This is a genomic window from Streptococcus porci DSM 23759, from assembly GCF_000423765.1.
GTDB classification, from domain to species: domain Bacteria; phylum Bacillota; class Bacilli; order Lactobacillales; family Streptococcaceae; genus Streptococcus; species Streptococcus porci.
Genome location: NZ_AUIP01000011.1, coordinates 51,085 through 71,620, shown reverse-complemented (window position 1 = coordinate 71,620; position 20,536 = coordinate 51,085). Strand labels below are relative to the sequence as shown.

Annotated in this window: 14 protein-coding genes and 2 pseudogenes; 6 read left to right on the top strand and 10 right to left on the bottom strand. The window is 42.5% G+C overall.

Annotated features, from left to right (window positions below):
- Positions 1-11: 11 nt before the first annotated feature.
- Positions 12-3,611 carry a DNA-directed RNA polymerase subunit beta gene (gene rpoB, locus G576_RS0105115; RefSeq protein WP_027973692.1) on the bottom strand — a complete coding sequence of 1,200 codons (3,600 nt, stop codon included), beginning with the start codon at positions 3,609-3,611 and terminating at the stop codon, positions 12-14.
- A gap of 276 nt (positions 3,612-3,887) precedes the next feature.
- Positions 3,888-6,341 carry a penicillin-binding protein PBP1B gene (gene pbp1b, locus G576_RS12330; RefSeq protein ID WP_051178001.1) on the bottom strand — a complete coding sequence of 818 codons (2,454 nt, stop codon included), beginning with the start codon at positions 6,339-6,341 and terminating at the stop codon, positions 3,888-3,890.
- Between the two features lie 167 nt (positions 6,342-6,508).
- Here pbp1b and tyrS point away from each other — a divergent pair, with 167 nt between their 5' ends.
- On the top strand, positions 6,509-7,765 hold the full coding sequence (gene tyrS / locus G576_RS0105105) for a tyrosine--tRNA ligase (RefSeq protein WP_027973691.1): 1,257 nt from the start codon (positions 6,509-6,511) through the stop codon (positions 7,763-7,765).
- A 37-nt stretch (positions 7,766-7,802) separates the two neighbouring features.
- On the opposite strand, the gene G576_RS0105100 is transcribed toward tyrS, so the two are convergent.
- Both G576_RS0105100 and G576_RS0105095 read right to left on the bottom strand, forming a co-directional pair.
- On the bottom strand, positions 7,803-8,492 hold the full coding sequence (locus G576_RS0105100) for a rhomboid family intramembrane serine protease (protein ID WP_037618527.1): 690 nt from the start codon (positions 8,490-8,492) through the stop codon (positions 7,803-7,805).
- Positions 8,467-9,012, bottom strand: a complete 546-nt coding sequence (locus tag G576_RS0105095) for a 5-formyltetrahydrofolate cyclo-ligase (protein WP_027973689.1) — start codon at positions 9,010-9,012, stop codon at positions 8,467-8,469. The genes G576_RS0105100 and G576_RS0105095 overlap by 26 nt, the downstream gene beginning before the upstream one ends.
- 625 nt (positions 9,013-9,637) lie before the next feature.
- Here G576_RS0105095 and G576_RS0105090 point away from each other — a divergent pair.
- On the top strand, positions 9,638-10,975 hold the full coding sequence (locus G576_RS0105090; RefSeq protein WP_027973688.1) for an MATE family efflux transporter: 1,338 nt from the start codon (positions 9,638-9,640) through the stop codon (positions 10,973-10,975).
- A 79-nt stretch (positions 10,976-11,054) separates the two neighbouring features.
- Here G576_RS0105090 and G576_RS0105085 read toward each other — a convergent pair whose 3' ends face one another.
- The 5 genes from G576_RS0105085 to G576_RS0105065 form a co-directional block, all read right to left on the bottom strand.
- Positions 11,055-12,182 (bottom strand): N-acetyldiaminopimelate deacetylase, encoded by a 1,128-nt coding sequence (locus G576_RS0105085; RefSeq protein ID WP_027973687.1) that lies wholly within the window; start codon positions 12,180-12,182, stop codon positions 11,055-11,057.
- 47 nt (positions 12,183-12,229) lie between these two features.
- A complete protein-coding gene (dapD, locus tag G576_RS0105080; protein ID WP_027973686.1) occupies positions 12,230-12,928 on the bottom strand; it encodes a 2,3,4,5-tetrahydropyridine-2,6-dicarboxylate N-acetyltransferase in 699 nt (232 codons plus the stop codon).
- Between the two features lie 199 nt (positions 12,929-13,127).
- Positions 13,128-13,658, bottom strand: coding sequence for a hypothetical protein (locus G576_RS0105075; RefSeq protein ID WP_027973685.1), 531 nt, complete (start codon positions 13,656-13,658; stop codon positions 13,128-13,130).
- A 133-nt stretch (positions 13,659-13,791) separates the two neighbouring features.
- Positions 13,792-15,141, bottom strand: coding sequence for a glucose-6-phosphate isomerase (locus G576_RS0105070; RefSeq protein ID WP_027973684.1), 1,350 nt, complete (start codon positions 15,139-15,141; stop codon positions 13,792-13,794).
- Between the two features lie 78 nt (positions 15,142-15,219).
- Positions 15,220-15,840 carry a hypothetical protein gene (locus tag G576_RS0105065; protein WP_027973683.1) on the bottom strand — a complete coding sequence of 207 codons (621 nt, stop codon included), beginning with the start codon at positions 15,838-15,840 and terminating at the stop codon, positions 15,220-15,222.
- A 315-nt stretch (positions 15,841-16,155) separates the two neighbouring features.
- Here G576_RS0105065 and serC point away from each other — a divergent pair, with 315 nt between their 5' ends.
- Genes serC through serB form a run of 3 tightly spaced genes read left to right on the top strand, consistent with a single transcriptional unit; the run spans position 16,156 to position 19,069 of the window.
- Entirely contained in the window at positions 16,156-17,247 is a 1,092-nt protein-coding gene (serC, locus tag G576_RS0105060) for a 3-phosphoserine/phosphohydroxythreonine transaminase (protein WP_027973682.1), read from the top strand.
- Positions 17,244-18,428 (top strand): phosphoglycerate dehydrogenase, encoded by a 1,185-nt coding sequence (locus G576_RS0105055; protein ID WP_027973681.1) that lies wholly within the window; start codon positions 17,244-17,246, stop codon positions 18,426-18,428. The genes serC and G576_RS0105055 overlap by 4 nt, the downstream gene beginning before the upstream one ends.
- Positions 18,425-19,069, top strand: a complete 645-nt coding sequence (gene serB, locus G576_RS0105050) for a phosphoserine phosphatase SerB (RefSeq protein WP_027973680.1) — start codon at positions 18,425-18,427, stop codon at positions 19,067-19,069. Before G576_RS0105055 ends, serB begins: the two co-directional genes overlap by 4 nt.
- Positions 19,070-19,416: 347 nt before the next feature.
- Here serB and G576_RS12325 read toward each other — a convergent pair.
- Positions 19,417-20,201, bottom strand: a pseudogene (locus G576_RS12325) (class C sortase); the annotation flags it as partial.
- Here G576_RS12325 and G576_RS14130 point away from each other — a divergent pair.
- Positions 20,190-20,536 (top strand): annotated as a pseudogene (locus G576_RS14130) (transposase family protein); the annotation flags it as partial. The pseudogenes G576_RS12325 and G576_RS14130 sit on opposite strands and share 12 nt — an antisense overlap.

The window sequence follows — 20,536 nt, the reverse complement described above, 5'->3', positions numbered from 1 at the left end:
GTGATTATGCCCTATTCGGCATCTTCGTTAGCTGATTTTTCACCGTTTTCTGCAGCAACTTCTGCCGCCAAACGCGCTTCTTCTTCAGCTTGTTTTTGACGAAGTTTTTCAAGATCATCGACATGCATCACGTCATCATCTTCACCTTCATCAAGATCACGAAGTTCAACTTCATTGTTTTCATCATCCAAGACACGCATGTCAAGACCAAGTGACTGCAATTCTTTAACGAGAACGCGGAAGGATTCTGGGACACCTGGTTTTGGAATTGGTTTGCCTTTAGTAATAGCTTCGTACGCCTTAAGACGTCCGTTTACATCATCGGACTTGTAAGTCAAGATTTCTTGAAGGACGTTTGAAGCACCGTAGGCTTCAAGGGCCCAAACCTCCATCTCACCGAAACGCTGACCACCAAACTGAGCCTTACCTCCGAGCGGCTGTTGGGTAACGAGTGAGTATGGTCCGACTGAGCGGGCGTGAAGTTTATCATCAACCATGTGGTGAAGCTTGATCATGTACATGACACCGACAGATACACGGTTGTCAAATGGCTCACCTGTACGTCCATCGTAAAGAATGGTTTTGGCATCTGAATCCATACCTGCTTCTTTAACGGTTGACCAGAGGTCTTCTGAACTTGCACCATCGAAAACTGGTGTCGCAATATGGATACCCAAGTTACGAGCTGCCATACCCAAGTGAAGTTCCATAACCTGACCGATGTTCATACGTGATGGCACCCCAAGTGGGTTAAGCATGATGTCAACTGGTGTTCCGTCTGGAAGATATGGCATATCCTCAACTGGTACAATGCGTGACACGACACCCTTGTTACCGTGACGACCGGCCATCTTATCTCCGACCTTGATCTTACGTTTTTGGGCGATGTAAACACGAACCAGCATGTTGACACCTGATTGCAATTCATCGCCGTTAGCTCGGGTAAAGATTTTTACGTCACGAACGATACCATCTCCACCGTGTGGGACACGAAGCGATGTATCACGTACTTCACGCGACTTATCACCAAAGATGGCATGCAAGAGACGCTCTTCAGCAGAAAGATCTTTTTCACCCTTAGGCGTTACTTTACCAACAAGGATGTCACCTTCTTTAACCTCAGCACCGATACGGATAATCCCCATCTCGTCAAGGTCTTTGAGGGCTTCTTCACCAACGTTTGGAATTTCGCGAGTAATTTCTTCAGGGCCTAACTTAGTGTCGCGGGTTTCTGATTCGTATTCTTCAAGGTGAACAGAGGTGTAGACATCTTCTTTCACTAGACGCTCAGACATGATAACCGCATCCTCGAAGTTGTAACCTTCCCATGTCATGTAGGCAACGATTGGGTTTTGCCCAAGCGCCATTTCCCCACTTTCCATAGAAGGACCATCTGCAATAAAGTCACCTTTTTCAACAATATCGCCAACTTTAACAAGGGTACGTTGGTTATAAGCAGTACCTGAGTTTGAACGACGGAATTTTTGAATATGATAGACGTCAAGTGAACCATCTTCACGACGTACTTCAACCTTGTCAGCGTCAGAGTAGATAACTTTACCATCGTGCTGGGCGATAACCGCAGCACCTGAGTCGTGGGCAGCCTGGTACTCCATACCAGTACCAACATAAGGAGCTTTCGGGTCAATCAATGGAACAGCCTGACGTTGCATGTTGGCACCCATAAGAGCACGGTTGGAGTCATCGTTTTCCAAGAAAGGAATACATGCTGTCGCAACGGCAACTACCTGTTTCGGAGAAACATCCATGAAATCTGCAAGGTGGGCAGGATATTCTTGGTTGACCCCTTGATGACGACCCATAACGATTTCATTGGCAAATTTACCATCTTCGGTCAATGGTGAGTTAGCCTGAGCAACTGTGTACTCATCCTCTTCATCAGCAGTCAACCAAACAATTTCGTTTGTAACAACACCTGTCGCACGGTCAACCTTGCGGTATGGCGTTTGAATGAAACCATATTTATTAAGGTGACCATAAGATGACAAGTTGTTAATCAACCCGATGTTTGGTCCCTCAGGCGTTTCAATCGGACACATACGACCATAGTGAGTGTAGTGAACGTCACGCACTTCATATCCAGCACGGTCACGAGTCAAACCACCAGGGCCAAGGGCAGATAGACGGCGTTTGTGAGATAACTCAGACAGTGGGTTGTGTTGGTCCATGAACTGTGACAACTGAGATGAACCAAAGAATTCTTTAATCGCAGCTGTGACAGGGCGGATGTTGATGATTTGTTGCGGTGTCAAGACTTCATTGTCTTGTACAGACATACGCTCACGAACGTTACGTTCCATACGAGCAAGACCGATACGGAATTGGTTGGCTAGCAATTCGCCAACAGCACGGATACGGCGGTTTCCGAGGTGGTCAATGTCATCCACTTTTCCAAGACCTTCTGCAAGGTTGAGGAAATAGCTCATTTCAGCCAAGATATCTGCTGTTGTCAGAGCACGAACCTTATCACCAGGATTAGCATTACCAACGATAGTAACCACGCGATCTGGATCAGTCGGTGCCACGATTTTGAATTTTTGAAGGACAACTGGCTCTGTCACAACAGCATAATCATTTGGGGTATAAACAAACTTGTTAAGATCACCGTCAAGATATTCAGCGATGGAATCAATGACATCTCGCGTCATAACGGTACCAGCCTCAACCAAGATTTCCCCTGTTTCAGGGTCTACCAAGTTTTCAGCAATAGTTTGGTTAAGAAGACGTGTCTTAACATTAAGCTTTTTATTAATTTTGTAGCGTCCGACAGCAGCCAAATCGTAACGTTTTGGATCAAAGAAACGAGCCGCTAAAAGGCTACGTGAGCTATCGGCAGTTTTTGGTTCACCTGGACGAAGACGCTCGTAAATTTCTTTGAGAGCTTCATCAGTACGTGAGTCTGCTGGATTTTTGTGAATGTCCTTTTCAATGGTATTACGAACCAAGTCCCCATCACCAAAGATGTCAATGATTTCATCATCACCAGAGAAACCAAGAGCGCGTACAAGGGTTGTAAATGGAATCTTACGTGTGCGGTCAATGCGAGTGTAAGCAAGGTCTTTTGAATCTGTTTCAAGTTCAAGCCAAGCTCCACGATTAGGAATAACCGTTGAACCGTAACCAACTTTTCCGTTTTTATCAACTTTATCGTTGAAATAGACACCTGGTGAACGCACAAGCTGAGATACGATGATGCGCTCTGCACCGTTGATGATAAAGGTCCCCATCTCAGTCATGTATGGAAGATCTCCGAAGAAGACTTCTTGCGTTTTGATTTCGCCAGTCTCTTTATTAACCAAGCGGAAAGTGACAAAAAGTGGCACCGAATAGTGTGCATCATGCGCACGCGCTTCTTCCAAAGTGTATTTAGGTTCTTTTAATTCGTAGCCAACAAACTCAAGCTCCATCGTATCTGTGAAGTTTGATACTGGAAGTACGTCCTCAAAAACCTCGCGCAAGCTATTGTCCAAAAACTCTTGAAATGAGTCGGTTTGAATTTCAATCAAATTTGGTAAATCAAGAACTTCTTTGATTCTTGAAAAACTACGACGGGTGCGATGTTTCCCGTACTGAACGTCATGTCCTGCCAAGTGATTGTTCTCCTTTTTATGATCTGACACGTGGCTAAAGCCACAGTTCTTGCTAGTTTACACCAGCAACATCTCTGTCCTTCTTGTAATTTTCAGAACCTTTAAATCTTGATGACAAGAGCTAAGATTCCTAAAAATAGGCACAAAAAGAGCAGCTAAATCTGACTATAAAAGCTGGATTTAACTGCTGTAAGTCTTCTTGGACAAGATTTCAAGAAAACAGACGACAAATAATTTATATCATTTTATCATATTTTCTCGAAAAAGACAAGTTTTTTATTCTCTTGAAGTGTTTTCTGAAGTAGTGGTAGTGCTTGATCTGCTATTAGTGTTACCATTACTGCTACTTCGGTTTGAGGTAGTCGATTTTTGCTTGCTAGGTTCCTTAGGCATAAAGCTACTCCAAGCTTTAGCATAGTCGCTATCTGTACCACCAATGGCAAAGCGGTAAGTCATCGTTGGCGCTCCATTTTTAGCCCAATAGCTGGTCGTTGTGGCACCACCAACATTGATGCTGCGTCCATTCACTAGAACTGTTCCTGGTCTCAGACCAGTCGATGTCAGAACAGTAGAGGCAATCACGCTCGAATCCAATTCAAAACGCTCATTGACTGCAAAAACAGATGAATCCGCCTGATGAATAGCATTGACTAAATTAGCCACATAATTAGCATTGTTATTATATCCAGTCAATCCATCCATAGAACGATTATCATCATGACCCGCCCAAGAGCCCAAAGTCACACTTGGTGTCGCTAACATGAGCCAGACATCCCCTGTGGTATTTGTTGTTCCTGTCTTACCTATCCAGTCTGCATTTGCAAGACTTCCGTTCAAATTACTTAGACGCCACTGGAAAGTAGTCGTTTTGCCTGAATTGATTGGCCCACGTAACATCATATTCATTATGCTAGCTGCAGCTGGCGAAAAGACTTGGTCTGGTTTGCTTTCATGCTGGTAAATGACAGTCCCATCGCTGGCTGTTATCGACTCAACAATGTAATGTTTCAAATAAGCTCCGCCATTTGCCAGAGTTTGATAACCATTAGTCTGCTGAAGAACAGAAGTCTCAATTCCACCACCCAAAGGTAAGCTTTCGATGCCGTACTCAGCAATATCATAACCCATCTTCTTCATGTAGGACTCGACATCAACACCGTGATCGCGCAACATCTGATAGGTCCAGAAGGCAGGGATATTCCAAGAGGCATCTAAGGCTTCCTTGAAAGTAATCATGGTCGTTCCTAACTCATTACCGTGGGTAATCTGTTCACCACTTGAGAAGGTGGTCGGATAGTTGGACAGCACGCTAGCGCTACCCATCAAGCCTTGGTCAATCGCAATGGCATACGGAAGCAGAGGCTTGATACTTGACCCTGGTGAACGGAGGGAATCTAGAGCGTGGTTGTTTTGGTTTGTTGCATAATTACGACCACCAACAAAACCTAGAATGGCTCCCGTACGATTGTCGAGTAAGACATTTCCCATCTGCACCTCACCCGTGCCATCGTCAAGCAAATAACCGTAATTTGCGGCTGCCGACTGCATGGCATTGTAGATATTCGGCTTGATGGTGCTCTTAACAGTGTATCCACCCTGAGTCAACTCTTGGTAAGCGAGTTCTTGATAAGCTTCCTTCGTCGCATCATTTTTGAGATCCTGTTCAGATACCTTGTCGCGCTTAACCAGATAGTCGTACATCACTTCCTTCGCTTCTTTGAGGACAGCATAGTAAAGGTAGTCATGGCTATCCGAAGTTCTCGCCTCTGGCTGTCTGAAGTCTTGTTTCAAATCATAGGCCCGATAATTCTCATAATCTTCCTTTGTCAAAAATCCTGCGCGGTACATATTATAAAGAACATTTTTCTGACGATTCAATCCCCAGGCCATATCCTCATCCGTTTTAAAAGCACCCGTCGGCAAATAAGGTGAATATACAATCGGACTCTGTGGCAGACCAGCTAGAAAAGCCGCTTGCGGGATAGTCAAATCCTTAGCAGACACCCCAAAAATTCCCTGAGCTGCTTCTTCAATCCCTGCTATGTTTTGCCCCTTATGATTACGCCCGAAAGGTGACACATTAAGGTAATTGGTCAGGATAGTATCCTTGTCCATATTACGCTCAAGTTCCAAGGCATAAATGATTTCAGTAGCCTTACGCTTAAAAGTTGGATCATCTCCTAGAATCTGCTGCTTAATAAGCTGCTGAGTCAAGGTAGAACCACCACTTGACTCACCAATCCCAAGAACTGAACCTAAAGTCGCACGAAAAATCGCCTTAGGCACAACCCCTTTATGGGACTTAAAATTCTCATCCTCTGTCGCCACAATAGCGTTTTTAACATTTTCGGAAATCGCAGAGCTCTCTACCGGCGTTCTCAACAAATCTGTATCAATCTTTGAAATCAACTGTCCATCTGCATAAGTCAACTGAGAGATTTTCGTCAAATTGCTGACCTGAGCCGTCAAGGTCTCAGCAGTTGGAACTTCAACAGCATCGATCTGACTAGCCAAATAACCCAGACCAATCCCAGCACCCAGCAAAGCTAATAGAGCAAAAATCAAATAGGCAAAATCAACCAAAAATTTGAGCGTTCTCAAAAAAACAAGCCCATAGTCTTTCAGACTATAGTTATTAGAACGTTTCGCTGACTTTGAAGATTTTTTAAACCATTTTTTATCTTGTAAACTTTGCCAGATATTGGCAAACTTCTTTTTCCAATCGTTCATAAAATACCTCATTGTCTATTATAGCAAAATTCTATAAAACTTGCCTATTTTCTTTGTTTTTTGGTATAATAGTCTGACATTTATCAGTGATACTGTGTCACTAAAAACGAGCAGAGGCTCTAGATTACACCCTTAAAGTCTTTGTATCATAAAAAAGGAGAAAGCTCATGAATATTTTTGAAGAACTCAAAGCACGTGGCCTGGTCTTTCAAACGACCGACGAAGAAGCCCTAGTAAAAGCATTAACAGAAGGGCAAGTATCCTATTATTCTGGTTACGACCCAACGGCTGACAGTCTTCACTTGGGACACTTGGTACCGATTTTGGTATGCCGGCATTTGCAAAAAGCAGGGCACAAACCTTATCCTCTTGTGGGTGGGGCAACCGGTCTGATTGGTGATCCATCTTTCAAAGATGCAGAGCGCAGCCTTCAAACCAAAGACACGGTTGATGGCTGGGTGACAAAAATCCAAGGACAGCTATCAAACTTCCTTGACTTTGAAAATGGTGACAATAAGGCCGTTATGACCAACAACTATGACTGGTTTGGTTCCATCAGCTTCATCGACTTCTTGCGCGACGTGGGTAAATACTTCACTGTCAACTACATGATGAGCAAAGAGTCCGTGAAAAAACGTATCGAAACTGGTATCTCATACACCGAATTTGCCTACCAAATCATGCAAGGATTTGATTTCTACGAACTCAATCGCCAATACGGTGTAACTCTACAAATCGGAGGTTCCGACCAGTGGGGTAATATGACCGCAGGTACAGAACTCCTTCGTCGCAAGGCTGATAAAACCGGACATGTCATCACTGTTCCACTCATTACTGACTCAACCGGTAAAAAATTTGGTAAGTCTGAAGGCAATGCTGTTTGGCTTGATGCTGACAAAACTTCTCCCTACGAAATGTACCAATTCTGGCTCAACGTCATGGATGAGGATGCTGTGCGTTTCCTCAAAATCTTCACATTCTTATCGCTGGATGAGATTGCTGACATTGAGAAAAGATTTGACAACGCCCGCCATGAGCGTTTAGCACAAAAGATTTTGGCGCGTGAAGTCGTATCCCTAGTTCATGGTGAGGAGGCATACCAGCAAGCTCTCAACATTACTGAACAACTCTTTGCTGGAAACATCAAGGCTCTCTCAGCAAAAGATCTTAAACAAGGTCTCAGCAATGTCCCAAACTATGCTGTACAAGCTGATGACGACCTCAAGCTTGTTGAACTCCTAGTGACCGCAGGGGTCGTATCCTCAAAACGTCAGGCGCGTGAGGATGTGACTAACGGTGCCATTTACATCAATGGAGACCGCATTCAAGACCTAGACTATACACTATCAGATTCAGACAAAATAGACGACGAACTTACTGTTATCCGCCGCGGTAAGAAAAAGTACTCTGTCTTAACATTCTAAAAAGAAAATGGCCTCCACTACCGAGTGAAGGTCATTTTTATATTGGTCTAACGAAGGAAATGCCGAGCAGAGCAATCAAAAGAGCTAGATAAACTAAGAGAGCTAAAAATCTCTGCGATTTACTGAAAATGGATTTATCAAAACGGGTGAGTAATACAACCGCAAGAAGTCCTCCTCCTATTGCTCCACCAAGATGACCGGAAAGGCTGATACTTGGCATAAAAAAGTTAAATATCAGATTCATGACCAGTAAAAGCTGATAGCTTTGTCCCACTTGTTTTAAGTAGGGATTGCTACCAAAGTAGCCGATAACTGAGATAGCAGTAAAAAGTCCAAAGATAGAGGTCGAAGCCCCTGCTGAGACCACATCTGGCGTAAAGAAGACAACAAAAACATTTCCCATCACACCCGAAAACAGGTAAAGGATTAAAAAGCGCCAAGAGCCCCACCACTGCTCTGCCATTGCTCCCACAAAATAAAGGGATACAGCATTCATAATCAAGTGCTCCCAGCCGATATGGATGAAGATAGGGGAGATTACACGCCATAGCTCTGCTGGATAAAAGCGTAAATAATGACCATTGACACCACCAGCCTCAAAAATAGCCAAAGCAGTCGTCGAACGCCCCCAAAAGAGCAGCTGAATCACCAAAAAATAAACTATGGTCACCGTCAAAAGCGTGGCGGTCACAGGACTTTGCTTAAAAATCTCTCGTATCTTTTTCATAAAGTAATCCTTTCACGGGAATATCATAAGCACTTGGCTGAAAATGGCGGAGCTGGCTAGGATAAATTAGACTGATTGTTTGACCTTGATAATCAGCCAAATAACGATCGTAGTAGCCTCCCCCGTAGCCTATGCGATAGCCCGACTCGTCAAAAACCACGCCAGGCACTACAATCAAATCAATCTCTGACTTGGGAACTTCCACATCCGACTGAGGCTCCAAAAGGCCAAAAAACGTTTTTTCTAGCCCATTTGGTTCATAGTCCACAAAGATCATACGACCTTGCGGATAGGTTTTAGGAACAACAATCCTTTTACCATAGGTCAAGGCCTGCTCGATAATCAAGGAGGTATCAAATTCAAAATCAAAGGCTAGATAAAGGGCGATGGTCTTTGCCTCTTGATACATAGACAAGCTGACCAAGCGCTCACTCAGCACCTTATCATAAACAGACTTCATCTTCCTATCCTGAGATTTCAAAATGTCTAAGATTTCTTTGCGAAGTTGATTTTTTTCCATGTTCACATGATACCATGATTTACAGATTTTTTCATGGAAAAGTCATTGCCAATACCATCCTCTACAATCCAAAATACTTTATTTATCAGTTTTTTAGTTTATAATAACAACATAGAAATTAAATATATTAATCAACAGCACCTGCTACTTATGAAGGAGATTACGACAATAGAAATCATTGCTATTATTGCACCTTGGCTTTATTTTTCTAAATCAAAATGAAGGTTCAAAAAAGCTTTCATTAGTAGAACAGTTCAGACAGTTGCTCTTTTTTGTAAATAGGTATATTTACTGATATTATCCACAAAATCATTTATACAAGTTCAACTAATAATAGTTGGGTAATAGATACGATAAAAAGGAGTAGCCGTCTTCTAATTTTTGTCTCAATCCCATGTTTTCTTTTTATATTTAATACCATTTTTAAAAAGTCTTTTATCGGGTAACTAATAAACACTGCAAGAGCTTGTTAGCCTTTAAAATTGAATGACCTGTATAAAATATTTTTGAGCTCCTTATCCCTTGCAATTCTTATCATAAAAACGTAGAATACTGACCGAAGCGATTTTTTTATAGAAAGGCTTACGATAACGGTTTAAGCGTAAGATACAAATGTCTCTCTGATATGCAAGATTTAACTAAAGGAAAGCCTATTAAGGTTATTTTATTATTTACCATTCCACTACTAATTGGGAGTTTTTTTCAGCTAGCCTATAATTTTGCCGATAGCATGATTGTTGGACATACTCTTGGAAAAGATGCCTTTGCCAGTGTTGGGGCTACAGGAAGTCTCACCTTTTTGATTTTGGGGTTTGCTCAAGGTCTAACTAGCGGTCTAGCCATTGTAACGGCTCAAAAGTTTGGAGCTAAAGATGAAGTTGGGATTCGTCAGAGCTTTGTTCACGGTCTTTTTTACTCACTCTTGACTGGTTTGATACTCAGCACTCTATCCTTACTGGGTTTGCGCCAACTCCTTGTCCTCATGCAAACACCTGAAAATCTGATACAGCATTCTCAAAGCTTTCTGACAGCCATCTTTGGTGGCATGATTTTTACGATCCTATTCAACTTTCTATCAAGCATTTTACGCAGTTTAGGAGATTCAAAAACACCCCTATACGCCTTGATTATTGCCTGTATTATCAACATCATCCTCGATTTCTCCTTTATTTTGAACTTCCACATGGGAGTTTTTGGAGCAGGGCTTGCGACCATTATTGCACAAGCCTTCTCTGTTCTCTTTCTCTTGCTTCATATTAAAAAAGCGGTGCCCCAGCTTCATATTAAGAAAACTGATTGGCACCTGGATAAGAACAATTTAAAAGTACATGCACGCTTAGGTTTTCCAATGGCCTTTCAAGCAAGTATCATCGCTCTAGGAGCTATCACCCTTCAAGTCGTTCTCAATAAACTTGGAACCAATGCTATCGCTGCTCAAGCTATAGCTGGAAAAACCGATCAGCTTGCCATGTTACCAATGATGAATTTAGGGCTTGCTGTTTCAACCTTTACCGCTCAAAATTACGGTGCTAGGCAGTATCGCCGAATCTTGGAAGGTTTAAAACAATCACTCATCATCAACATCATCTGGTCTATTGTATTTGCGATTATCTTAGTGACCTTTAGTGACTTTTTCTCAGGACTATTTCTGTCTAATGGAAGTAAAGATGTCTTTGAATTAGCACTCATTTATTACACTATCAATGGTGCCTGCTATTGGATTTTAGCTGTACTTTTCATCCTCCGCAGCTTTGTTCAAGGACTTGGAAAAGGCTTTATTCCTACCTTAGCTGGGATTATGGAATTGATTATGCGAGGTGGGGTTGCCATTATCGGTATGATTTATTTTGGATTTTATGGAGTCGCTAGTGCAAGTCCTGCCGCTTGGTTAGGCAGTGTTATCATTCTCGTTCCAAGCGCACTCATTCTGACTAAAAAATTACGCCACAATGAACAAGCCTAGTTCCTTCTATGGGGTCTTTTAAATCTAAAACCTCCTGACCTGTGTGAGCCGGGAGGTTATTTGTTTGTCGTCAATTATTTTACCGAACCTTATATGCTAGAAAGGCTGAAATTTCTTCCACAGCAAAAGGCAGAGCATTTTCATCTGGACTCATTTTGGCATGATGCAAAGGATATGGGGTATCAATTCCCAGCCAGAACATAACGCCAGGAACTTTTTGGAGCAGATAACCAAAATCTTCTCCCGTCATAGCTGGCGGGCAATCAATTAGATTAACAGCTTTGCTATTGCCAAAGAAAACCATTAACTCATCTGCCAAATCAGGTTGATTTTCCACCGGTAGCCAAGCCCCCTGACGGAACTCCATCTCGACTTCCATATTGAAACTAGCCCCAACACCTTGAGCGATAGTCTTGACGCGATCCTGCATGAGCAAGCTCGTGTCCTGAGTCAGGGCACGGATGGTGCCTCGAAGACTGGCTGTTTCAGAAATGATATTACTCGTTACACCTGCATGAAGTGCACCAAAGGTCACGACACCGCCCTCAATAGGGTCAACATTTCGGCTGACCACTGTCTGAACTTGGGTAACAAAATAAGCAGCTGCAACCAATGCATCATTGGACAGGTGAGGAAAAGCCGCATGTCCACCTTTTCCTTTAAACGTGATGTAAGCCTCACAAGTGCCCGCAAAAAGAGTCGAACGGTTTGTAGCAATATCTCCCACCTTAAAATCAGGTCGAACGTGAAGGCCATAAAATTCATCTGGCAACCAATCTTTGAAAGCATCATCCTCATACATGAGCTTAGCTCCACCAAAATTTTCTTCGGCAGGCTGAAAAAGAAAGAGCAGGTTTTCTTTAGGCTGTCGCTCCGCCATTTTTTCCAAAAGCCCCAAGGCAATGGTCATATGAAAATCGTGGCCACAGGCGTGCATGCGTCCTTCATGGGTACTAGCAAAATCAAGCCCGGTTTCCTCAGTGATGGGAAGTCCGTCAATATCCGTCCGCCACCCAATCGTTTTGGTCGGAGCTGATCCATGTAAGAAAACTAAAATCCCTGTTTTCCAAGTTCTTTGCTCAATGAAGGCTTTCCCAGCCGTCAACTCGGCAATTTTTTCCAATAAATAGGCTTGAGTCTTATATTCTTCCAAACCAATCTCAGGAATTTGGTGTAAATCACGTCTCGTTTGAATTAAATCTAACATATTGTCTCCTTAGATGAAAAGGCTGAGCTACCTCAACCTTAATCGTCTTACAAATTTCTAAGAGCATCTTCAAGTGCTGTTTTTTGCTGTGTTTGCTCGTCAATTTCTTTGATAATACGAGCCGGAACACCAGCAACAACAACATTTTCTGGTACATCTTGAGTGACGATAGCTCCAGCTGCTACAACTGAACCAGAACCGATTTGAACGCCTTCGATAACAACAGCATTGGCACCGACCAAGACATTGTCACCGACACGTACTGGCTCAGCTGAGGCTGGTTCAATCACTCCAGCAAGAACCGCACCCGCTCCGATGTGGCTATTTTTACCAACTGTTGCACGGCCACCAAGGATGGCACCCATGTCAATCATTGTTCCCTCGCCAATTTCAGCACCGATGTTGATGACAGCTCCCATCATGATAACAGCATTATCACCAATGGTCACTTGATCACGGATAATAGCACCCGGCTCGATACGAGCGTTGAGGTTACGCTTGTCAAGCAATGGCACAGCCGAATTGCGGCCATCTTGCTCGACAACATAATCTTTATTTTCAGTTAAGTTGGCAAGAAGTGGCTCGATATCTTTCCAATCACCAAAGAGGACATTGCCAAGTTTAGTCACCTCAGCAGGGACAGCTCCCGCCAATTCTCCCTCAAAAGTCACCTTAACATTGGTCTTTTTAACAGCGTTTCCGATAAAAGCAATAATTTCCTGTGCAGACATTTTTTGTGCAGTCATGTTTTCCATACCTAGAGTGCTCTAAAAGTAAAAGGAAATGAGCAATCCGCAATCAAACAAATGAAGTCATCATTTTGAGTTCGGATTCTATCTCCCTACAAACACCCTTCCTTCCAAATTATTTCTCGTATGTTTGTCTATTATATCAAATGTTCAGAAAATTTGGAAATCAAAAAGACCTCGTTTTGAGGTCTAGGCATTATTTGATGTCAAGTTTAACAATAGCAGGTTTGGTATTTCCAAACGTAAAGGATGGTTCAATCTCCAACTCCATATCTCCAGAACCTATCACTCCAAAATGCTCAATAGCTCCTTCGAATGAACGTCCAGCTGATACGGTATCTATTGTATTGCTATTTGGATAAGTCTCCATCTTCTTGCCCGCAACATAAAGATCCATACCACCACCGAGTACATAATCCTTATCTGATAAATTATTAACATCATAAGTAACTTTCAGAACTTTTTCAGGGGTGTTTTTAACAAAAGTAGATTCAAATTGATTGCGTTCATCTGTCCACTCAACTTTGGTAATAGTGACTTCTGCAACACCTTCAAAAATAATTTTTTCGCCAACAGCAAAGGTCTTTTCCTCAGCTTTGGTCGTTTCTGTTGCCACTGTTGTTTCTTCTACTTTTTTAGGCTGGCTTGAACTGGTAGAACCACCTGAACAAGCTACCAATGTTGCTACCGATAAGAGTGCAAGACCTATTAAAGAAACCTTCTTCATTTCTATCTCCTTAAATACATAAATTTTACAAAACCATTGTATATATATATATATATTGTCAAGTGTTTTTGAACGTTTTTTCGTAAAATGGCATCAAAAAATCTCTCCTTAGATAAGGAGAGACTGGTTGTTATTATAGACGTGCATTAAGCTCTGCGCTAAGTTCTTCAAATCCTGGTTTCCCAAGAAGAGCAAACATGTTTTTCTTATAAGCTTCAACACCAGGTTGGTCAAATGGGTTGACAGCATTAAGGTATCCTGAAAGACCGATTGCCAATTCGAAGAAGTAGATAGCGTACCCAAGCGTGAAAGCATCTTGCTCTGGAAGTGTCAGGAACATGTTTGGTACACCACCGTCAGTGTGAGCTAGAAGAACACCGTCAGTTGCTTTTTTATTGACGAAGTCAACATCTTTACCTTGGAGGTAACCAAGTCCATCAAGGTCTTCAGTAAGTTCAGGAATAATCACATTTTTACGTGGTTTATCAACACGAACAACTGTTTCAAAGATATTGCGGTAACCTTCTTGGATGAATTGTCCAAGTGAGTGAAGGTCAGTAGAGAAGTTGGCTGAGGTTGGGTAGATACCTTTTTGGTCTTTACCTTCTGATTCACCAGCCAATTGTTTCCACCATTCACCGAAGTATTGAAGTGATGGCTCATAGTTTGCCAAGATTTCAGTCACATAACCTTTGCGGTAAAGAATGTTACGAACTACAGCGTATTGGTAGGCAATGTTTTCTGAGATTTTATCTGATGACAAGTCTTTACGTGCAGCATTGGCACCTTCCATCAATTCAGTGATGTTGGCACCTGAAGCAGCGATAGGAAGAAGACCTACAGCAGTAAGAACTGAGAAACGTCCGCCAACGTTATCTGGAACAACAAACGTTTCCCAGTTGTTAGCGTCAGCTTCAACTTTAACAGCACCTTTGACTTTATCGGTCGTTGCATAGATACGTTTGTTTGCTTCTTCTTGACCGTATTTTTTAACCAAAAGTTCTTTAAAGACGCGGAAAGCAATAGCAGGCTCAGTAGTTGTCCCTGATTTTGAAATCACGTTTACTGAGAATTCTTTATCCGCAACATACTCAACAAGATCTGCAAGGTAAGTTGATGAAATGGAGTTTCCTGCATAAAGAATTTGTGGTGCTTTGCGTTCTTCAGCTGTTTGAAGATTTGCAAAGTGATTGTTCAAGAAGTCAATTGCCGCTTTGGCACCGAGATATGAACCTCCAATACCAATAACCACAAGCACTTCTGAATCAGATTTAATCTTCTCTGCTGCAGCTAAAATGCGTGCAAATTCTTCCTTGTCATAGTTTTCTGGAAGGTCAAGCCAACCTAGGAAATCTGATCCTGGACCTGTCCCTTGACGAAGCATGCTATCTGCTACTGTGACTTGCCCTTGCAGATAATCAATTTCATGCTGTTCAGCAAAAGTTCCCAGAATTTTTGAATAATCAAAAGTAATATGTGTCATTGTTGTCTCCTCTAATTCTCTAATCATAGATAATCTCTTACTATGATACTCTTTTGTGAAAGAATTTTCAAGTTTCTATCACCCTAAAGACTTAATTATTTGTACTCGAGTGATTCGCCCTGCTTTCATACTGTCAACTCGTAGTGCCACATCCTTAAAATATACCGACGCACCGATGGTTGCTGTCTTTTCTTCTGCTTCTAAGCAACGTTCCATAAAGTCACGTAATAGCTCGCCTCGTTCATGTGGCTTTAGGTTTATCCGCGCTAGCACATTGACCATACGAACTTTCTGACTGCCACGAACGATGATACTGCTAGTGTCGTCAAAGCTGGTAAAAAGGTATTTTCTAGTGGCAAATAGCACTGCAATAGCAAGAACACTGTAAAGAGTGTTGAGTGGGGTGGCATGTGAAGTTACCAACTCCCTAGCTACCGCAAACAAGAGGACCTCAATAATTGTTCCAGAAGTATGTTTGCTGAGCATTTTAATCAACTCAACCCCAATGGCAATGGACATGGCCTGATTGAGAAAGTTTTGCAGGTAGTCTCCAATAGTAGCACTGGTAGTAAAAACGGAAGTTAATTCCACAAAGAGCCGTCCCGTAAGTGCCAAAAGCACCAAAATCAGGATAAGAGAAATCAAAATTTCAACATAAAAAGAAACTTCGTATAGACTTGTCTGTAAAAATTTTCGCATATTATGAATCATCAAGCGTATCCAGAAGACAGCAATAAAATCAAAATTAAAATTTTTAGTGCTTAACTTCCTACCCGCTTTAGTAATAACCAACCTTTCTAAAACGATATATCTTTTGATCTCAGAAGTATCTGAAAACGGTTAATTCCATTGTAGCTTATTTTAATCAATATAGCGAGTCGGAGTTCCCAAACGTTCGGTATTTTTAATTTCCATCTTAACTTTTCCTCTTAATTACTATTTAATCACACAAATCATTGCCAAAATTCAGAAAATTGTGATATAATGAACTAATTTTTATTTGGAGGTAAACCGATGACAATCTATAATTTCTCTGCGGGACCCGCAGTTTTGCCACAGGAAGTCTTGAAGAAGGCTCAAGCTGAATTTTTGGACTATTCCAACTCCGGCATGAGCGTTATGGAGCTGTCCCACCGCTCCAAAGAATTCGATGATATTATCAAGTCCGCCGAAAGTCTTCTACGTGAACTGATGGCTATTCCTGATAATTATAAGGTGCTCTTTTTGCAAGGCGGAGCTTCAACTCAATTTTCAATGCTTCCCTTGAATTTGGCACTTAATAAAAAAGCCTACTACGTGGTCGCTGGTTCTTGGGGAAAAAAAGCCTATACCGAGGCTGTCAAATTGTCAAAAACTCTGCCATTTGAGCCAATCCTGCTAGCTTCATCTGAGAATACTGTCTACGACCACATCCCAAGCATTGACAGCTCTGCTATTGATCCAGAAGCCGCTTACGTCCACATCACGACTAACAATACCATCGAAGGGACTGCCATTTACGAACTCCCTGAGACAAACGGCGTACCAATCGTGGCGGATATGTCCTCAAATATCCTTGCCGTCAACTATAATGTGGCGGATTTCGGGGTCATCTATGCCGGCGCTCAGAAAAATATCGGCCCAGCGGGGGTGACTATCGTTATCATTCGCGAAGATTTACTCAACGATGAACCCGCCCTATCTTCTATGTTAGATTATCGCATTCAAGCTGACAACGACTCCCTCTACAACACTCCTCCGACTTTCGGTATCTACATGGCTAAACTGGTCTTTGAACACGTCAAATCTCTCGGCGGCGTTAAAAAAATGGAGGAACTCAACCGTGAAAAAGCAGGGCTCCTTTACGACTTTATTGAGAAATCAGACTTTTACACCAGTCCAGTCAAAAATCCTAAAGACCGCTCTGTGGCAAACATCCCCTTTGTCACACCAAGTAAGGAGCTGGACAAAAAATTCAATTCTAAAGCTGATGCTGCCGGCTTCAAAAATATCAAAGGTCACCGCTCTGTGGGTGGCATGCGCGCTAGCCTTTACAACGCCTTCCCACGCCAAGGCGTCCTTGATTTGATTGACTTTATGGCAAAATTTGAGGAGGAAAACAAATGAGTGTTTTTTCAGTCAAAACCTACAACAACATTAACCAAATCGGACTCAAAGAACTAGGCAATAAATGCCAAATCGACGGTGACAAATCTGATAATCCAGACGCCTATATCATCCGCAGTCAGAACCTGCACGGTGAAAGCTTCCCTAGCAATCTAAAAGCTATCGCTCGGGCAGGTGCGGGGACTAACAATATCCCCATTCCCGAGGCGACAGCGGCCGGGATTGTCGTTTTCAACACACCCGGAGCTAACGCTAACGCCGTAAAAGAGGCTGTCATCACCTCAATCCTGCTATCGGCTCGCGATTATTTATCGGCAACAGCTTGGGCAAACACCTTGACAGGAGATGATGTCCCTAAACAAATCGAAGCTGGAAAAGCTCAATTTGCCGGTACAGAAATCTCTGGCAAGACCTTAGGTGTCATTGGGCTTGGAGCTATTGGAGCTCGTATCGCAAACGACGCTCGTAGGCTTGGTATGAAAGTGCTAGGATACGACCCTTACGTCTCTATTGAGACTGCCTGGAGCATTTCCAGCCACGTTAAACGTGTCAACGATTTGAAAGAAATCTTCGCCAATGCTGATTACATCACCGTACATGTCCCGCTAAACGCCGAGACTAAAAACACCTTTGACAGCGCAGCTTTTGCCCAAATGAAAAAAGGAACAACCCTCATCAACTTTGCCCGCGCTGAGCTTGTGGATAACTCCGCCCTGTTTGATGCTATCGAGACAGGAGTCATTAGGAACTACATTACCGATTTTGGTACCGAGGAGCTTCTCAATAAAAAGGGCATTACCGTTTTTCCACATGTGGGTGGCTCTACTGAAGAAGCAGAGCTGAATTGTGCTATTATGGCTGGGCAAACCATCCGTCGTTTTATGGAGACAGGCGAAATCACTAACTCCGTAAACTTCCCTAACGTCCACCAGACCCTTGATGCCCCTTATCGCATCACCCTCATTAATAAAAATGTGCCAAATATGGTAGCTAAGATTTCCACAGCTGTGTCTGAACTAGGGATAAACATCGCCAACATTATCAACAGATCCAAAGGTGACTACGCCTATACTCTCCTTGACTTAGAGGAAAGCGACCCTAGCAAGATTGACAGTCTCGTCAAATTATTTGAAGCTGACGACAACATCGTCAGAGTACGCTTAATCGAGGGCAAAAAATGACAGTAAAAGGACTCTTGGTTATGGATGTAGACTCCACCTTGATTCGCGAAGAAGTCATTGACCTTTTAGGGGAGAAAGCAGGGCAGGGACAGGTAATTTCAGAGATTACCGATCGTGCCATGCGTGGAGAACTCGATTTTTCCCAGGCATTGGAACAGCGCGTCAGCCTTCTCAAAGACCTGCCAACCACCATCTTCGAGAACATTAGAAAAACCATCCATTTCACAGACGGCGCTAAAGAATTAGTTACCGAACTTCATAAACGAGGCTATAAGATTGGGGTGGTCTCAGGTGGTTTTCATGAGATTGTGGATAAGTTGGTTGATGAATTAAACCTAGATTACGCATGCGCCAATCGACTAGAAGTGTCCAATGGAAGACTAACTGGGCGAACAGCTGGTCCTATCGTCACCAAAGAAACTAAAGTCGCTTGCCTAGAAAAATGGGCGGCTGAAAACAAGCTTAACTTAAATCAGACCATTGCCATGGGAGATGGCGCAAACGACCTCCCCATGATACATAAGGCCGGGATTGGTGTAGCATTCTGTGCTAAGCCAGTTGTCCGCCAGCAAGCCCCTTATCAAATCAACGAACCTAACCTCTATAAACTGGTTGATATTATCGATAGTATCACATCATAAATAAACATTAAAACTCTCAAGAAAACTTGAGAGTTTTTGACTGAAGACAAGGTAGCTATAGTCGAATGAATTAACTTTCAGACAAGGAGCTGAAGTGTAGGCAATACTAGAGTACGGCAAGCCGAAAGTGTCGATGTATCAAAGCTAATTCAAATAACTATAATTTCTCTTTATTGACCAGTTCTGTCAGATGACGTAAAGAGAAAAACAGGACTTACCGCCACGTTCATTGTTCCCAGGAAAAAGCCCTCACTAGGATGCTGCTCCTAATGAGGGCTTCTTACTTTGTTTTCATTTTCCCACAGGTGATTGCGTAGCAATCATCGTGGTTGTCCCAGACTCTTATATTATTTCTTAAGGATTGTCTTGATAGCGTTCAGGATTTCCTGATATGATTTTTCCTCTTTGCTTAAAAATGGCAAACCACGTTCCTTTAGGTAACGTTGACCCAGATTTTTATGTTTTTCCTGATAAGAAGGGCTAGTCACCACTAGGATATAAGCAATAAGAACGATGCAGATTGGAACAGCAATAAATGGTGCGGTAAAAATAGGTTTGATTTGTGCCGCATCAGAGATATTGGAAGCATTACCATCAACATTTTCAATACGATGCCCCTGACCAAAAGGCGATGAGTATTGATTCCATAAGGAGTACAAGTCACCAAGGTCAGGTAATCTTGTTTTGAATCTATGGTCAAGGTAGAAAGGTCCGTTGGTAGGACGACACGGATTTGATCTACCTCATAGGTCAAGGTCTCGTTGAGGACATGAATGGTAAAGATATCCCCTTCTCTTAGCTGATCTAAATCAGAAAAAAGCCGAGCGGAAGGGAGACCTCGGTGCCCAGACAAAACGCTGTGAGTCCCTAAACCTCCTACAGGCAGTGAAGTCCCCTCCAAATGTCCAATCGAAGTCTGTAAAACCGACTCATCTGTGCCATGAAATATAGAAAGCTTTACATTAATTTTAGGAATTTCAATATATCCCATGGTGCCATCATTATTGAAATTCAGTTCTTTATTATACTCTTCTCTATCCTTATCTGTGACATTCCAGTTGATAGGATGGGTGGCATTGTAGGCTTTTGCACTCTCCAAAATCCTGCTATAGTCTTCCTCCTCCATTTCAGCGCCTATTTCGCTGATAGTGGACAAGGTGTCTATGAAACCAATCGTCAAAAGTGTTCTTATCTCAAGTTGAATGACTGCTCCACTAGGTTCATTGAACAATTAGGAGATGCCTTGAAGGCTAACGTCCGTCTCCATAGCGTAGATAGTTTTGTTCAGACTTATAAAGCAACCCATCCTGAAGAAGTCATACCCTCTACCAAAACGATTTATCGTTATATCAAAGAGGGGCTGCTAGCTATTAAACCAATCGATCTGCCTAAGATGGTTAGTATCAGAAAACGTTCTAAGAAAGTCACGAAGACGAATCGGAAGACTTTGGGTAAGTCTATCGAAGA

What these genes read in the sequence shown, in the direction of transcription:
- pbp1b (WP_051178001.1), bottom strand. Translation starts at nt 6,341, where the DNA reads ATGAACGATTGGAAAAAGAAGTTTGCCAATATCTGGCAAAGTTTACAA.
- tyrS (WP_027973691.1), top strand. Translation starts at nt 6,509, where the DNA reads ATGAATATTTTTGAAGAACTCAAAGCACGTGGCCTGGTCTTTCAAACG.
- G576_RS0105100 (WP_037618527.1), bottom strand. Translation starts at nt 8,492, where the DNA reads ATGAAAAAGATACGAGAGATTTTTAAGCAAAGTCCTGTGACCGCCACG.
- G576_RS0105095 (WP_027973689.1), bottom strand. Translation starts at nt 9,012, where the DNA reads ATGGAAAAAAATCAACTTCGCAAAGAAATCTTAGACATTTTGAAATCT.
- G576_RS0105090 (WP_027973688.1), top strand. Translation starts at nt 9,638, where the DNA reads ATGCAAGATTTAACTAAAGGAAAGCCTATTAAGGTTATTTTATTATTT.
- G576_RS0105085 (WP_027973687.1), bottom strand. Translation starts at nt 12,182, where the DNA reads ATGTTAGATTTAATTCAAACGAGACGTGATTTACACCAAATTCCTGAG.
- dapD (WP_027973686.1), bottom strand. Translation starts at nt 12,928, where the DNA reads ATGACTGCACAAAAAATGTCTGCACAGGAAATTATTGCTTTTATCGGA.
- G576_RS0105075 (WP_027973685.1), bottom strand. Translation starts at nt 13,658, where the DNA reads ATGAAGAAGGTTTCTTTAATAGGTCTTGCACTCTTATCGGTAGCAACA.
- G576_RS0105070 (WP_027973684.1), bottom strand. Translation starts at nt 15,141, where the DNA reads ATGACACATATTACTTTTGATTATTCAAAAATTCTGGGAACTTTTGCT.
- G576_RS0105065 (WP_027973683.1), bottom strand. Translation starts at nt 15,840, where the DNA reads ATGCGAAAATTTTTACAGACAAGTCTATACGAAGTTTCTTTTTATGTT.
- serC (WP_027973682.1), top strand. Translation starts at nt 16,156, where the DNA reads ATGACAATCTATAATTTCTCTGCGGGACCCGCAGTTTTGCCACAGGAA.
- G576_RS0105055 (WP_027973681.1), top strand. Translation starts at nt 17,244, where the DNA reads ATGAGTGTTTTTTCAGTCAAAACCTACAACAACATTAACCAAATCGGA.
- serB (WP_027973680.1), top strand. Translation starts at nt 18,425, where the DNA reads ATGACAGTAAAAGGACTCTTGGTTATGGATGTAGACTCCACCTTGATT.